We start from the raw sequence: 16,808 nt of genomic DNA, 5'->3' as shown, positions 1-16,808 counted from the left end.
TTAAATTAATTCTTGATCAACTTTTGAGTGAATGTTTTATCTTTTGTGAAAGCTTTAATAATATAATTTCCTTTAGAAAGCTCCGAAATATTAATTGAATTTTCTTTCACATTTGCAGAAGTAATAATTCTTCCTGTAGCATCATAAATTTCTGCTTTTACAATTTCTGTTTTAGATTTAAAATGTAGAATATCTTTTACAGGATTCGGATAAATAGTAAAAGTATCATTGTTTTTACTAATTTCAGAAGTGGCCAACACATTTTGAACCGTAGTAGTGTATGTATTGGTAATAATTGGGTGATTGTAATCAAAATAAATTTTAGCTGAATTACTAAAACTATCACCCATATTCAATGTAGATTTTGTTTTGATTTTAAATGAAACATAGCCGTCATTATTGGCATCATCAAAAGGAAGCTGAATATTTTCGAATATAAATTCTATAGAATTTCCATTTAATCTTGTTACAAAACTATGGCTTCCATTCAAGGCGACTAAACTCGATAAATCATATTTATTAATATCAATATCATCTTTTACCACAATATTTTGTGCATTCGCAGTTCCTGTATTTTCAAATCTGATTAAATAATGAACGTAATCTCCTACTTTTGCTTGTGTAATTGAAGTTCCTTCCAGACACGTTTTATCATTCGGATCAAAAGAGTTGACAACCGTTTGGTTTAAAGTAAACGTATTGTCCAAAGGTGTATCATCTGTTGCTCCGTTTATTTGTGCGGTATAATGAAGAATATCTCCTCCGTTTAAAGCTGGAGTTTGCGTAGGTGTATTCAATTTTACAGTTACCGTAATTTCTCTTGTTTCAAATGGAAGAAGATTGGTGAAATTCCAGTTTAATAATCCTGTTGATTGTGAATTTGGAGCATTTGTCGCGCTTAGATAATTTACCACGTTATCATTATAGTTAAATGATAAATTTCCTGACTGTGTTGTTGTTCCTTTATTTTTATAAATGATTTTATATTTAGATTCAAATCCAGGACGGGCAATTGTAACAGGAATAATTACTGTTTCTAAATCATTGTGGGTTCCATTGGCGGTTAAGCAAAAATTTTGAATGAAAGGAGCTGGTTGATTTGGAAAATTAATGTTCACTGAGGATGGTGAAACTATAAAATAAGAAGGATTTTCTAACAATGGAGACACCACATTTGTTCCTGGAGAAAGATACATCTTATAAGCCCCAGTAGCATCAGATATTGCTGTACCCCATCCAGTATTATTTAGAATGTTAAATTTCTGAAATGGTTTTAAAGCATCACCATTATCACATCCGTTTCCGTCAGCATCATATCTTGTTACTCCTTCAGTTAAATAAGAAATGCCACCTGGCGTAAAAGTACAATATGTATTTACCACAACGTTTGTTTGATTATATTGATATAAAAGAGCATTTAGCATATAAATTTCTTCAGGATCGATACAGATATATTTCAATTGTGGAGTATTTGCAAATCCGTAAGAACCCATTCCACTGTAGTTGTCGATTCCGTTTTTCATGAGAAGCACCTGTAAATTCGGGTTGTTGGAACAATCGAATGTAAGCAGTGAGAAATTTTTAGTAAAATCAATGGTGTTGAACAGATTATTATGAATTTGAATATTTTTTAAGAAAGGAATCTGTGTGAAATCAATATTCTGCAATTGATTGTTGCCTGCATATATATATTGTAAACCTGCATTATTGTTGAACGTTAGTGTAGAAAGTTGATTTTCAGAAATAAATAATTGATAAAGCAAAGGGTTCGAACTGAAATTCAAACTCGTTAATTGGTTTCCACTCGCAAAAAAGTTCAAAATTGAAGGATAAATAGTAGGATCAAAAGATTGAAAAATATTTCCTGTAATATCCAAATGATTGACGATAGAAGGATTGGGAATTGTAAGAGTACTAAGATGATTATTGGCTACAACAATTTTTTTTAATGCAGTACTTCCGGTAAAATTAATGTGTGAAAGCAAGCTATTTTGTGTAATGTTTACATCCTCTAAAATAGGTAAATTTGTCAGATTTAAAGAAGAAATCTGTGTATTGCCCAGTTTGAATTTCTTTACATCAGGAGAAGAGATTATGTCTAGTGAATTTAGATTTCCCTCATAACTTATTTCCTGTACCGATGTATTTTCTATGGTTAAAGAGCTCGACCATGCTAAAATCTCAATCGTTATTAAAGAATTTATATTTTCTATACCAATGTTTCCCATTGTTCCTCCCGAAATTTTAAACTTTTGCAGCGCAGGATAATTACTGAAAGTCGTTGTGGAATTTGGGAGATTTGGATTTATTATCTGTAATTCTTTAAGTACCGGAAAGTTTTCAAGGCCATTAAAATTAGTGATCGAATTGTTCATATTAATGACAATTTTATTCACCAATTGCGCTTCTGTTAACTGAATTTCTCCATCGTTATTAGTGTCGACATTAATGATATTTCCAGCTGAATTGTAGGTTGCGCCATTGCTTAATAATTTTGCTTTCAAATTGGCATCCGGAATATTAATAATTTGCGCATGCAATACCGAAAGCATTAATATGAAAGAGAATAGATAGATTTTTTTCATATAATTAGTTTTTTATTGTTTTTGTTTACACTTTTTTATAAGATGAATAAAAATGAAAAGGTTGCAGTTTTTTCTGAAAATTTATTTCTAAATCTAAAAAATAAGCCATTAAGAAATAATCTCAACGGCTCAATTAAAAGTTTTTATATCAATTAAATTTTATTGCTTCTCAACAAGATCCAAAAACTGTTGTTCATCCAAAATTTCAATCGTTCCGATGTCTTGTGCTTTTTTCAGTTTGCTTCCTGCTTTTTCGCCAACAACCAAGAAATTTAAATTTTTAGAAACCGCCGAAATATTTTTTCCGCCGTGTTTTTCCACCATTTCTTCCGCTGCTTCTCTTGTGAATAAAGATAATTTTCCGGTGAAAAGGAACGTTTTTCCTTCCAGAACATTCGATAAAACTTCGTTCGTACTTTCTCCTTTTTCCAGCTGAACGCCGTAAGATTTTAGTCTTTCGATCATCAGGATATTTTCAGAATTGGCAAAGAAATCAACGATGCTTACCGCGATCTTGGTTCCGATATCTTCAACCTGACAAAGTTCTTCTACGGTTGCATTTTTCAGTTCATCAATGGTCGAAAAGTTTTTAACTAATTTCTTAGCAACCGTTTCTCCAACATGTTTGATGCCAATTCCATACAATACTTTTTCGAAAGCAATTTCTTTTGATTTTTCAATTCCCGAAATAATATTCTGGGCTGATTTTTCCGCCATTCTTTCCAACGGAAGAATTTGTTCTTTCGTTAAAGCGTAAAAATCGGCAGGATTTTCAATCAGCCTTTCTCTGTAAAGCTGTTCGATCGTTTCGCTACCTAAATTATCAATATTTAAAGCTTTTCTGGAAACATAATGAATCATTCTTCCCACAACCTGCGGCGGACAATGCAAATCGTTCGGGCAGAAATGAATTGCCTGATCTTCAATTTTCACCAACTCTGTTCCACATTCCGGACAGTTTTTGATGTATTCTATTTCTTTGCTTTCGTCAGTTCTTTTTTCTGTGTTTACGCCAACGATTTTAGGGATAATTTCGCCACCTTTTTCTACGTATACGAAATCATTTTCATGCAAATCAAGCTTTTTGATGATATCTTCATTATGCAAAGATGCTCTTTTTACAATCGTTCCGGCTAATAAAATCGGCTTCAGATTAGCAACCGGAGTAATCGCACCCGTTCTTCCAACTTGGTAAGAAACGCTCTGTAGTTCGGTCTCTACTTTTTCTGCTTTAAATTTATAAGCCATTGCCCAACGTGGAGATTTTGCCGTATATCCAAGCTGTCTCTGTTGTTTTAATGAATTGACTTTCAAAACAATACCGTCAATTTCAAAAGGTAAATTATGTCTTTCAACATCCCAGAAATTAATAAATTCTTTCACCTCATCCAAAGTAGAACACAATTTTGCCTGTTGAGACGTTTTAAAACCCCAGCCTTGTGCCTTTTTAAGCAATTCCCAATGAGATTCTGCCGGAATATCTTCTGAAATAAACTGATACAATACAGAAGACAGTCCGCGTTTTCTCACTTCACCGCTGTCCTGCATTTTCAAACTTCCGCTTGCAGTATTTCGAGGATTCATAAATGGGTCTAAACCTTCTTCTTCACGCTGCTTATTGATTTTATCGAAATTTTTTCTTGTTAAATAAATTTCACCACGCATAAAGAAATGTTCAGGAAAATCACCCTTCAATTTCAACGGAATATCAGAAATGGTTCGAACATTTCCCGTAATTTCATCTCCCTGAAAACCGTCACCACGCGTTACCGCCTGAACTAATTTCCCGTTTTCATATAAAATAGAGATCGAAGCACCGTCATATTTCAATTCTGCAACAAATTCTACAGGCTCATCAATGGTTTTAATAATTCTTTTTTCCCAGTCTTCAAGATCATCAAAATCATAAGAATTATCCAAAGAATACATTCTGAACTTATGCTGAACGGTCGGGAAAACTTTTGTAATTCCACCGCCAACACGTACGGTAGGAGAGTTTTCATCATAAAATTCAGGATGTTTTGCTTCCAAATCACGAAGTTCTTCGAGTAGCATATCGAAGTCATAATCTGTGATGGTAGGCATATCGAGAAGGTAATAATTTTCATTATGCTGATGAAGCTCTTTGCGAAGTTCTTCTATTTTTTGTTGAATGTTTTCAGACATTGTAATTCTATCTTTTGAGCAAAAATAACTAAACTAATTCCATTTAAAAAATATGAGAATTAAATATTGTGATAAAATTAAAAATGTGTAACATATTCTAATAAACTGAGTATCTATGGGATAAATTTAATGTTTAAACTACGTTAACATAAAGTTTTAAAATTGTTTAAAAAATGTTAAAATTCACTTAAAAGGGAGCGGGTAAAAGTCGTGATACCTTTGCACTCAGCTAATTTGAAGACATGAGAAAAGTAAAGATTGTATTAGGATTATTATTTTTAAGCTTTGGAACACTGGCGTATGCACAGACAACACAGGCTTCGATTGTAGGAAAAGTAACTGCTGCCGGAAGTATGGCTCAGGAAAAGGTGAAAGTTACGATTGTGAATGAGTCTACGGGATTCAAAACAGAAACGGAAACCAATTCCAAAGGGGAATATATTTTCAAAGAAATTCCCTTGGGAGGGCCTTATTCGGTGATTGTGAATGATGAAAAAAAAGAAGGTTATAATGTAAACTTTGGAGATCAGGTAACGGTAAACCTTAATTTGGGTGACAGCAAGGAGAAGAAAATTGAAGAAGTAATTATTACCGGAAATCTTAAAAATAAGATCGGGAATTTAGGTGCTGCAACGGCAATCACAGCTAAAAATATCGGAATTTTACCGGTAAACGGAAGAAATTTCAACAACCTTACAGAGCTTTCTCCGTTAAGTGGAAAAGGCGGAAATTTATCGGGTCAGCTAGGATCTTCCACCAACTTTACAATTGATGGGATGACGGCGAAAAACCCGACTTCTGCAGGTTCTACAACCAGTAGGAGTGGTGCTCCTTTTTCAATTTCTATTGAAGCGGTTCGTGAATTTAAAATTACTACCAACCAATACGATGTTACACTGGGAAGAAGCGGTGGTGGTACGGTGAGTGCAGTAACAAAATCGGGAACGAATAAGTTTTCAGGAAGTGCTTGGGAATATTTAAGAACCAACTGGCTTTCGAGTCCGTATGATATTCGTGGAAATAAGAGACAGAATGATTTCTCTACTTCTCAGTTTGGTTTCTCTTTGGGAGGTCCTATTATAAAAAACAAATTGCACTTCTTCGCGGCTTGGGATCATCAGCTGGATTCAAGACCGTTGATTATTGCTGATGTTAGATCAGATGCTGATGAAGCAAGATTTAATGTAACGACTCAAACGCTGAACCAGTTTTTAGATATCGCAAGAGCAAAATATGGAGTTGGAAATACACCACAGTTTGGAACTTTTGATAGAGTAAGAAACTCAGATGCTGGATTTTTACGTTTAGATTGGCAGATTAATGAGAAACATTTATTGACGTTAAGAAACAACTTTACTTACGATTTAAACAAAAATGGATTGGGCGATAACACAGCAATCAATTTCTTTGAATCGTATGCAAGTGATAAAAACTTAGATAATAGTTTATTATTAACCTTGAGGTCTAATATTAAACCGAGTATAACCAACGAATTAAAAGGACAATATTTATATACTTTTCAGGACAGTTATCAGAATGATGAGTTAGGTCATCCGGTTCCAAGAGCTATCGTAGAGGGAGTTGCCTCAAAAATCTATGACGGAAGTACCAAAACCACCAGCATTCAGATTGGAGGTCACCGTTTCGGGCAGGAAAGCTTTAGAAATCATGTTTTCCAGATTGTAGATAACTTATATTACAATACCGATAAAGTGAAATATACTTTCGGAGCTGACTTAATGTATACACAAGCAAGATCGGTTTATGGAAGTGAGGTGAACGGTAGATTCCATTATCAGGGGATGGATGCTTTCAATAATCTGGTTTCCAACAGATATTACAGAGAAGTTCCTTTAATGGATGATCCTTCTGTAAAATCAGCTATTTGGAATATCGGGGTGTATGGTCAGTTTCAGACTAAAATTGCAAAAGGTCTTGATTTCATGGGAGGTTTGAGATTGGATTACGGAGGGTATCCGAAAGCTGAATTAAACCAGAAATTATATGACGAAATGGGAATCCGTACAGATTATAAGATTAAATCTTTCGTGATTCAGCCAAGATTCCAGTTTGAATGGAATGTAAATGAAGAAAACAAAGACTTCCTGAAATTCGGAGCAGGTATTTTCTCTTCAGATATCAACAATTATATGATTATCAATAATTTGGTGTTTGATGGGAAACATTTGGCAACCGTAGATGTAAATCCTTCGCAAATTGGTCTTACACCAGATTTTATCAATTATAGAAACGATTATAGCACCGTTCCTTCTTTATCACAGTATCAGCTTCCGACCATTAATTATACAGGAAAAGATGCTAAAATTCCGATTGTGTACAAAGCGAATTTCTCTTACACGCATTTCTTTAATGAAAGATTCAGAGCGGGAATTGCTGGATATGTGGCTTTAGGTAGAAACAATTATTTCTATTACGACAGAAACATGGTTACGACACCTTTTATCACGCTTGATAATGAAGGTGGAAGAGGGGTTTATGTTCCGGAAACTGCAATTACCAATAATCCCAACAACACAGTTACTCTAAACTGGAAAGATGGAAGAATCAACAAAAATTTTGGAAGAGTATTGGAGTTGGTAAGTGATGGAAAGGTAAATCAGTTTTCGTTTGTAGCAGATGCAAGTTACCGTTATTGGAGAGATGGAGAAATCACGGCAAGTTATACTTGGTCAGACATCAGAGATAACACATCTTACAACGGAAACGTGGCAAATTCAGCAACTTTATTTACGCCGGTGGAAAGTGATCCTAGAAACTTGAGAATGACCTATTCTGACAGTCAGTTCCGAAATAAAGTGGTTATTTATGGTAACTCGCCTACAATTGCAGGATTTACGTTAGGTTTAAGATATTCAGGAATTGGTGGAACACGTTTTTCTTTAATGGCAGGTGGAAATATCAACGGAGATTTCGTAGATTCTAATGATCTGGCGTATATTTTCCCGAATCTTACGCAGTCTTTGGTTGATGATCCTGAAGTGGGGAAAGCATTGAAAGACTATATCACAAAATACAATAATAATATTGCGGAAAGAAACGGTGGTAAAAACGGATTCTACGGAGTTTGGGACGTTCGTGTGGCGAAGAAGATTAAGTTTGATAAAATCGGAGCATTTGAACTTTCTGTAGATATTTTCAACGTGGCGAATTTGTTGAATAAAGAATGGGGGGTGAATAAATCGTACGGAAATATGGCGCTTTACAGAGCTACTAAATTCAACTCGGCAACAAAACAATTTGAATATGTAAGAAATACAAATGGTTTGGAACCATTGTCAGGAAATCCTTATCAAATTCAAATCGGAGCGAAATATTCTTTCTAAAAGTAGGTGAATGATGGATTTTGGAAGTCAATAATGAATGGTTAATAGTGAATTTTAAAACTATACAGCAAAATTGACCATTGACTCGCGAAGCGAAATTCACAATTGATATCTTGTTAACAGATCAAAATTCGCCATTCCCATTAATTTAATTACCTTTATCTGAAAGTTGAAAGACTTTTAATTTAAATATCTAATTTATATTATGAAAAATTTTATCTTAGGGTTAGCAGTTTTAAGTACAGTTGCAATGAAGGCACAAACCCAGATTATCGCGCACAGAGGCTATTTCCAATCGCAGCCCGCGACCACGGAAAACTCGATCAAGTCGTTAGAAAATGCTCAGAAATTAGGAATCTACGGATCTGAATTTGATGTGAGAATGACGAAGGATGGAGTTTTGGTAATTAACCATGATGAGCACCACGGAAAATTGGAAATTTCTGATGAAACTTTCAAAACGTTGGAAAAAGATAAATTGTCGAACGGAGAAAAATTTCCTACGCTGAAAGATTATTTAAAGCAAGGGAAAAAAGATGCGGCTCTACAATTAATCATCGAAATAAAGCCAGCTAAAACAAAAGAGCTGGAAAACGAAATCGTTCAGAAAACCATTAAAATGGTGAAAGATATGAAGCTGGATGCGCAAACTCAGTTTATTTCTTTCAGTTTAAATGTTTGTAAAGAAATCAAAAAAGTAGAACCGAAATATAAAGTACAATACTTAAACGGTGAATTGTCTCCTGAGCAGATTAAAAGTGAAGGATTGGATGGTTTAGATTATCACTACAGCGTTTTCCAGAAAAATCCGACTTGGATTACTGAAGCTAAAGCGCTTGGTTTAATCACAAATGCATGGACGGTAAATGATACTGCAGTTTATGAAGAACTGAAAAAACAAGGGATAGCATTTGTTACTACAAATATTCCTGATCAATTAAAAGGTAAATAACAAATACGTCTTTTATATTATTCTTTTAAAGTTTGTCTCTTTTTGAGGCAAACTTTTTTCTTTTCTTAAAATTAAAATGACTTTGGAAAATGAAGCGTTAAGAAAATTAAATAGTAATCCGTTAAAAAATTCCCACTGTTCGATGCGCGAGACAAATTTAGAATCGAAGAAAAAACTTTGAATTCGCGCAAGTTTTGGGAATTTTAGGATTGAATTTTAATTTTTAGCATTCAGTTTCCAAGTCTTGACTTTTTGTTTCTTTTGTGTTAAGACAAAAGAAAAATAGATTTTAAATTAACTGAATTTCATTTAAAATAATTAAAAAACGCTCTAATTTTAGATAGGTTAAGTGTTAACCATTTGAAATATATTTATTTAACCTGTAAATGTGGTATTTAACAAGAGCCGGATGATAAAGTTAGATAAATAATGTTAACCATTTGTATTAAAAATGCTTAATTATTTTAATCTATTGTTAACCAAATATGTATGTAATTTGATTAATAATAAATTAATATGTCGTTTAATAATTCTTTAATAAATGTTAAAACGATGTTAAAACCATAGCCGTAATGTCGTTTTAATTTTGCGCAAACAAATTGGATATGCGTAAAGAGACACAAAAGTTGCTGGTTTTGTCGCTGTTAGGATTAGTCAGCGTCAATCTGGCGGCTCAGCAGAAAGCTAAAAGAGACACTATTAAAAACATTGATGAGGTGGTGGTAACGGCTTTGGGAATTAAAAGGCAAGATAAATCCCTTGGTTACGTTGCTGAAAAAGTAGATTCTGAGATTTTTGAAAACATTCAAAACAACAACTGGGCGCAGGGTCTTGAAGGTCGTGTAGCCGGATTAAAAATTCAAACGGCGGGAGCTGGACCATTGAGTTCTTCAAGAATTACTTTAAGAGGAGAAAAATCCTTCAGCTTAGACGGAAACTACGCGCTTATAGTAGTAGACGGTGTTCCTTTGAGTAATTCAACCACAGGAACGGGAACTGCAGCATACGGCGCCGGAACCGGAGGAGATCTTCCTATTGACTTGGGAAATGGTCTTAACAGCATCAACCCCGATGATATTGAATCGGTAACGGTACTAAAAGGAGCTTCTGCAGCTGCATTGTACGGATCAAGAGCGGCGAACGGAGCGTTAATGGTAACCACAAAATCAGGAAAGGGTAAAAACGGAAGACTTCGCGTTTCCTTCAACTCTTCATTAAGCTACGATTCTGTATTAAAATGGCCGGATTATCAATATGAATACGGTCAGGGAACGTTGGCCAAAAATTCTGCCGGAGAATTTTTCTATTCTTACGGAGCTTCTGCAGATGGCGTAAGTACGGGAGGAACAAGTAGTGCTTTCGGTCCGAAATTCAACGGACAGTATTATTTTCAGTATGATCCTAATCTTTTAGGACAAAGTGCAACAAGGCAATTGTGGAGACCTTATACCGATAATATCAAAGGTTTTTGGGAAACGGGTGTTACCTCTTCCAACAATGTTTCAGTGGAAAGCAGTACGGAAAAAACGAGTTTCAGAGCTTCCCTTACGTATTTAGACAATAAATGGATGATGCCTAATACAGGATTCGACCGTTTTAATGTAGCGTTTTCATTGGATCATAAAGTGACGGATAAGTTTAGAGTTTCCACAAAATTCAATTACGCCAATACGAAAAGTGATAACCTTCCTGCGACAGGCTACAATAACCAGTCGATTTCCTATTTCATGATCTTCCAGAATCCGAATGTGGATTTAAATTGGTATAAACCTCTTTGGAAACCAGGGCAGGATCAGGTAGACCAGATTCACCCGTTCAGTAGTTTTATTGATAATCCTTATTTAATTGCTTATCAAATGCTGAATGGTGTTCAGAAAAAAATGATCACGGGAAATATTTCGGCAACGTATGATTTTAGCAAAAACTTCAGTTTGATGTTAAGATCAGGAATCGAAATGCTAGATGAGGAAAGAACAACAAAAAGACCTTACAGCTCTGCGAATTACCTGAAAGGGTTTTATAGAGAACAATATATAAGGAATAATGAATTTAATAATGATTTGTTATTCACCTATAAAAAAGATTTCAACAAATTTAATATTACAGCCAACGCCGGAGCAAGTATTCGTTACAATGAATATGTGATGAATGATTACCGTGCGGAAGGATTGAAAGTTGTGGGAGATTACAGTTTGAATAACGCCATTTCTTTAATTACAAAAGTTCCGAGACCAAACGATCAGCAGACCAATTCAGTATATGGTTTGGTGAGTGCAAATTATGATAATTTAGTATTCTTGGATGTAACCGGAAGAAATGATTGGAGCAGCACACTTCCCGTTCAGTACAGATCATTCTTTTATCCGTCGGTAAGTACGAGTTTTATTCTTTCAGATATATTCAAACTATCAAGTCCGACTTTTAATTATTGGAAATTAAGAGCTTCTTGGGCGAAAGTAGGAGTTGCAGGGCTTCCTTACCAGCTAGATAAATATTATACACCAAGCGATTTTGTTGGTTCGGTTTTAACACCGGGAACTTATCCAAACCCTTTATTGAAGCCGGAAGACAATACGAATATTGAAGCTGGGATGGATTTTTCTGTGTTGAAAAACAGATTGAGTTATAATGTAACGCTTTATCAGAATGATACCGATAATCAAATTATTACAATTCCTACATTATTAGAATCCGGATATTCCAACAGAATTATTAATGCCGGAAAAGTAAGAAACCGAGGGCTTGAAATGACTTTGAATGCGATGCCTTTCAAAACAAAAAATTTCAGCTGGAATATTTCAGCAAACTGGAATTTAAACCGAAACGAAATTTTAACCTTACCTGAAGAATTTGCGGGTGAAAGTTACTATACAATTTCCACAGTTGCGGGTGTATTGTATTATAATGCGAGTGTTGGTGGTTCTTTAGGAGATTTATATGGATTTAAATTAGTAAGAAATGCCAACGGAGATGTCGTGTATGATCAAACAACAGGTCTTCCTGCAAGACCCGACAGAGTAGAAAAAGTAGGAAATGCTTTCCCGAAATGGAGAGCCGGTTTCCAGAATGATTTTAAAATTAAAAACTGGCAGATCAGCTTCTCTTTCGATGGGCAATATGGTGGAATGGCATATTCTCAAACCCATCACAAAATGTCTGAGCAAGGTAAGCTTGAACATACATTAATGGGAAGAGATAATCCAAACGGAATGATCGTGGGAGAAGGTGTGATCCAAAATGCAGACGGAACTTATAGCCCGAATACTAAAGCGGTAGGTTTATCAGCGTATTACGCTGATTATTACAGAAGAGCAAATATAGAAACCAATACTTTTGATACTTCCTTCATCAAGCTAAGAGATGCAAGAATTGCGTATTCATTCTCAAAAGATGTGATTGCTCCTTTGAAATTAACGGAGCTTACGTTAGCCGTTTTCGGTAAAAACCTTTGGATGTGGACGAAATTCCCAATGTTCGATCCGGAAGTTGCCGCGCTTAACGATTCTACGATTACGCCGGGTGCTGAAATTGGTCAGCTGCCATCGGCAAGAACTGTCGGTTTTCAAGTAAATTTAAAATTCTAAGATCATCATGAAAAAAATATTTTTATCAACCGTTGTTGCACTTTCAGTTTTCAGCTTTAATTCTTGTGAGCGAAGCTTTGAAGAGATCAACACAGATACCAGCAAAATAAAAGAACCTTCTGTGGGAAGTTTTTTGGTTCCGATTCAGTATGAAATGGGATCTTACGGATACAACAGGGCAGATGATTTCACTTTTGATATTATGCAGGTGGCACTTCCTTTTCCTAATGAAGGGGCTACGGTAAGTCGTTATTACCTTACAGAAAGTACAGGAAACGGTTATTGGAATACGAGTTATAAATGGCTTAAACAGGTAAAAGAACTGAACGAAGCTGCAAAAAAAGAGAATAATAACAATTATCTGGCTATTTCAAAGGTTTTGAATGCCTGGATCATGGCGAATCTTACCGATGCATTTGGTGATGTTCCGATGACTGAAGCTCTGCGTCTTGAAGAAGGAATCATGAGACCGAAATATGATAAACAAAAAGATATTTATCTGTTTCTTTTGGATGATTTGAAAGAAGCAAATACCCTTTTCGACACTACAAAAACATTGAGTGAAAGCGATATTTTCTTTCAGGCTAACGCCAGCACCGCAGGAATTATAAAATGGAAAAAATTCTGTAATTCTCTTTCATTAAGATTGCTAACAAGAATTTTAAAGAAAAATGGAGAAGTTAACGTGAATGAAAGAATTAATGAAATTGTAAATGATCCTACGGGGCATCCGATTTTTCAGAATAATGCCGATGGAGCAACATTGGATATTTCTGGAGTTGCGCCGTTATTGCCACCGATTGCCAGACCTCAGGATTTTACGGCTTACAGGGCTTCGGGAGGTTTCTTTACTCAGACTTTGGTTGATAATAATGATCCTAGATTGAGTTTGTTCTTTACACAGGCAAAATCAATTCCCGGAAATGCAAATATTGGTTACAAAGGTGCGCCTTCCGGATATGCTTTGGGAACAAGTTTTGATTATCAGCCATCTAATTTAAATCAGAATTTAGCAAAAGCACCATTGAAAATTTTGGTGATGCCGTATGCTGAACTTCAGTTTATCCTGGCAGAATTGGCTTATAAAGGAATTATTACAGGAAGCGCTCAGACTTTCTATGAAAACGGAGTGAAGGCAACTGTAGAACAATGGGGAGCGACATTTCCGGCAAACTATTTCACAAATCCTAAAGTGGCTTACAATAACACTTTGGAAAGAATTATGCTTCAAAAATATGTGGCGCTTTTCTTTGTAGATCATCAGCAATGGTACGAGCAGAGAAGAACAGGTTTCCCTGTGTTGCCGAATAACGGAGGCCTGATGAATGATGCTAAAATGCCTCAGAGAATGCCTTATCCTACGGTAACAAAAGTCCAGAATTATGATAATTATGTCACGGCTTCTCAAAATATGGGCGGTGACAACATCAACACAAAAATGTGGTGGAATCAGTAATCCTCAATTTATCAATTATTTAATCTTAATTATTTTAAAAATCAACATGAATATAAAATTTTTAATGCCAAGCCTATTGATTTCAGCGATGGCTTTTTCTCAGGCTTCAGTTTCGGGGTATGTTTTTGCAGATCTTAATAAAAATCAGAAAAAAGAAAACCGTGAAAAAGGAATTGAAGGCGTAGCCGTTTCCAACGGTGCGCAAGTGGTTTTAACTGATAAAAACGGAAGATACAGCCTGCCAATCCAAGATGGACAAACGGTTTTTGTAATCAAGCCTTCAGGTTATCAGGTGGCATTGAACGGAAATAATTTGCCGCAATATTATTATCAGTATAAACCAAAGGGGTCTCCTGCAGATTTTAAATATAAAGGAACTGCGCCAACGGGTGAACTTCCGAAAGAAGTCAATTTTGCTTTACATAAACAAAATGAAAATAAAAACTTCGATATTCTGGTTTTCGGAGATCCACAGCCTTACACGGAAAAGCAGCTGGATTATTTTAGAAGAGCGATTGTGAATGAAGTGAAAACGACGAAAAAAAATACCGTTTTCGGCATTACGCTGGGTGATTTGGTGGGAGATAATTTAAGCCTGCAAAAACCTTATGCCGATGTGATGAAAGAAATCGGGCTGCCTTGGTATAATGTGATGGGAAATCACGACATGAATTATGATGCTAAAGAAGATTATCTGTCTGATGAAACTTTTGAAGCGACTTTCGGCCCTGCCAATTATTCTTTTAATTATGGAAATGTTCACTTCATCGTTTTAGATGATATTTTGTATCCCGATCCGAGAGATGGAAAAGGGTATTGGGGCGGTTTCCGTGAAGATCAGTTGCAGTTTATCGAAAACGATTTGAAATTGGTTGATAAAAATAAACTGATTGTGGTTTCTTTCCATATTCCGTTGGAGCATACGAATGAAGATAATTTCAGAAATGCAGATCGTCAGAAATTGTTCGATTTTTTAAGTCCGTTCCCGAATGCATTGTTGTTATCAGCTCACACACATATTCAACAGCAGATTTTTTACGGAAAAAAAGCAGGTTGGAATGGTGCGAAAGATCTTCATGAATATAATGTAGGAACTACTTGTGGCGACTGGTGGTCTGGAACTTCAGACGAAGCAGGATTGCCGACTTCTACCATGAGAGACGGAACGGCGAAAGGATATTCTTTCATCAGTTTTAATGATAATCAGTACAAAGTTTCTTATAAAACGGCCGGAAAACCGGGAGATTATCAGATCAAATTGTATGTTCCGAAAGTCATTCCTTACCCATCAAAAACTTCGGCTAAAGTTTTGGCAAATTTTTTTATGGGAAGCAAAAAAGACAAAGTAGAATATAGAATAGACGGCGGAAAATGGGAAACAATGGATTATAACGAAACCATTGACCCAAATTTTGCTCTGTCTGTATTCAAATGGGATTCTACACAAAATCTGTTCCCGGGCAGAAGACCTTCCAACCCTGAAATGTCTAAGCACATCTGGGAAGGAGGATTTGGAAATAAATTAACACTAGGAAAACACAAAGTTGAGGTAAGAGCGACGGATATGTACGGCAATCAGTTCTCAGGGGCGGAGGATTTTGAGGTTCAAAACTCAATTCTTATTCCTTAGTTTTCATTTTTTTTACTATACTTTCAATAGAGCCGACTTCAGATGAAGTCGGTTTTTATTATTTTGAATATGATTTATTATTAACAATGTCATGCTGAGCAAAGTCGAAGCATTTTTTGATTTAAAATTAAATTTAATAATGATTATAGGCTTTTTCATTTATCTGTTTTCTTTCCTTTAAAATCCCTTTCGTAAATTTGCACCACGAATAAAATACTATCAATATGAATATAAGCGGAAAAAATGCCATCATTACAGGTGGTGGAAGAGGGCTTGGTAAAGCGGTTGCTTTAGCATTGGCAAATGAAGGGGTAAATATTGGCATTACGGGAAGAAACGAAGAAAATCTTAAAATGACGGTTGATGAAATCCAGAAATTGGGTGTAAATGCAGCTTATGCAGTTTTTTCTGTTGATAATGAAATTCAGGTAACAGCTGGTATCAACGCATTGGCAGAAACGTTGGGAGGTGTAGATATTTTAATCAATAATGCAGGAATTGGTGATTTCGGTTCTATCGAAGATATGCCTTCTGAAACTTGGGAGCAGGTAATTAAAACCAATCTTTTCGGAGTGTATTATGCCGCTAAAGCCGTTCATCCTTTCATGAAAGCAAAAGGTGAAGGTGATATTGTAAACGTGTCTTCTACAGCAGGTTTGAAAGGCGGACCGAATATGTCTGCGTATGCAGCGTCAAAAGCAGCAGTCGTTTCTTTATCTCAGTCTATGATGGCAGAATGGAGAAAACAAAATATTAGAGTAATTACGTTAACGCCAAGCACCATTGCTTCGGATATGTCGATTCAAGGAGGTTTAACAGATGGAAATCCTGATAAAGTTCTTCAACCTGAAGATTTTGCAGAATGGGTAAGAGATATTTTGAAAATGAACAGAAGAGCTTTAATTGCCAATGGTTCTATTTTTTCTACAAATCCTTAATTCAAGCAAAAACTAGATTGTAGAAATTAGTTTAAATATATAAAGCGGACTTCGGTTCGCTTTTATTTTTATGATTTTTTTTAGGAGCTATTTCCAGCTTTCGCTACTCGCTTTTTTTGCTTCAGTTTCGGCGCGGCAGCGAAGCTGCCGCGC

General features: G+C 35.5%; 8 protein-coding genes. 6 read left to right on the top strand and 2 right to left on the bottom strand.

Annotation, left to right across the window (positions count from 1 at the left end; all coding sequences use genetic code 11):
* Positions 1-5: 5 nt before the first annotated feature.
* Together ABEG63_RS06480 and ligA are read right to left on the bottom strand one after the other, a co-directional pair.
* Complete coding sequence (locus ABEG63_RS06480; RefSeq protein WP_346583841.1) at positions 6-2,585, bottom strand: T9SS type A sorting domain-containing protein; 2,580 nt, start codon at positions 2,583-2,585, stop codon at positions 6-8.
* Positions 2,586-2,744: 159 nt separating this feature from the next.
* Positions 2,745-4,751, bottom strand: coding sequence for an NAD-dependent DNA ligase LigA (ligA, locus tag ABEG63_RS06475; RefSeq protein WP_346583840.1), 2,007 nt, complete (start codon positions 4,749-4,751; stop codon positions 2,745-2,747).
* Positions 4,752-4,993: 242 nt separating this feature from the next.
* Between ligA and ABEG63_RS06470 the strand changes: the two genes are divergently transcribed.
* The 6 genes from ABEG63_RS06470 (at position 4,994) to ABEG63_RS06445 (ending at position 16,655) form a co-directional block, all read left to right on the top strand.
* Entirely contained in the window at positions 4,994-8,095 is a 3,102-nt protein-coding gene (locus ABEG63_RS06470) for a carboxypeptidase regulatory-like domain-containing protein (protein WP_346583839.1), read from the top strand.
* Between the two features lie 205 nt (positions 8,096-8,300).
* Entirely contained in the window at positions 8,301-9,047 is a 747-nt protein-coding gene (locus tag ABEG63_RS06465; RefSeq protein WP_346583838.1) for a glycerophosphodiester phosphodiesterase family protein, read from the top strand.
* A gap of 605 nt (positions 9,048-9,652) precedes the next feature.
* Complete coding sequence (locus tag ABEG63_RS06460; protein WP_346583837.1) at positions 9,653-12,631, top strand: SusC/RagA family TonB-linked outer membrane protein; 2,979 nt, start codon at positions 9,653-9,655, stop codon at positions 12,629-12,631.
* Between the two features lie 7 nt (positions 12,632-12,638).
* Positions 12,639-14,087, top strand: a complete 1,449-nt coding sequence (locus ABEG63_RS06455; RefSeq protein ID WP_346583836.1) for a SusD/RagB family nutrient-binding outer membrane lipoprotein — start codon at positions 12,639-12,641, stop codon at positions 14,085-14,087.
* A 46-nt stretch (positions 14,088-14,133) separates the two neighbouring features.
* Complete coding sequence (locus tag ABEG63_RS06450) at positions 14,134-15,717, top strand: calcineurin-like phosphoesterase family protein (protein WP_346583835.1); 1,584 nt, start codon at positions 14,134-14,136, stop codon at positions 15,715-15,717.
* A gap of 224 nt (positions 15,718-15,941) precedes the next feature.
* Entirely contained in the window at positions 15,942-16,655 is a 714-nt protein-coding gene (locus tag ABEG63_RS06445; RefSeq protein WP_346583834.1) for a 3-ketoacyl-ACP reductase, read from the top strand.
* Positions 16,656-16,808 lie beyond the last annotated feature (153 nt).

The sequence above is a fragment of the Chryseobacterium sp. C39-AII1 genome (genome assembly GCF_039672645.1).
In the GTDB taxonomy this organism is placed as follows: Bacteria; Bacteroidota; Bacteroidia; order Flavobacteriales; family Weeksellaceae; genus Chryseobacterium.
This window is presented reverse-complemented; position numbering and strand designations above follow the sequence as displayed.

Coding starts and splice junctions, on each gene's coding strand:
- ABEG63_RS06470 (WP_346583839.1), top strand. CDS start 4,994: ATGAGAAAAGTAAAGATTGTATTAGGATTATTATTTTTAAGCTTTGGA.
- ABEG63_RS06465 (WP_346583838.1), top strand. CDS start 8,301: ATGAAAAATTTTATCTTAGGGTTAGCAGTTTTAAGTACAGTTGCAATG.
- ABEG63_RS06455 (WP_346583836.1), top strand. CDS start 12,639: ATGAAAAAAATATTTTTATCAACCGTTGTTGCACTTTCAGTTTTCAGC.
- ABEG63_RS06460 (WP_346583837.1), top strand. CDS start 9,653: ATGCGTAAAGAGACACAAAAGTTGCTGGTTTTGTCGCTGTTAGGATTA.
- ligA (WP_346583840.1), bottom strand. CDS start 4,751: ATGTCTGAAAACATTCAACAAAAAATAGAAGAACTTCGCAAAGAGCTT.
- ABEG63_RS06480 (WP_346583841.1), bottom strand. CDS start 2,585: ATGAAAAAAATCTATCTATTCTCTTTCATATTAATGCTTTCGGTATTG.
- ABEG63_RS06445 (WP_346583834.1), top strand. CDS start 15,942: ATGAATATAAGCGGAAAAAATGCCATCATTACAGGTGGTGGAAGAGGG.
- ABEG63_RS06450 (WP_346583835.1), top strand. CDS start 14,134: ATGAATATAAAATTTTTAATGCCAAGCCTATTGATTTCAGCGATGGCT.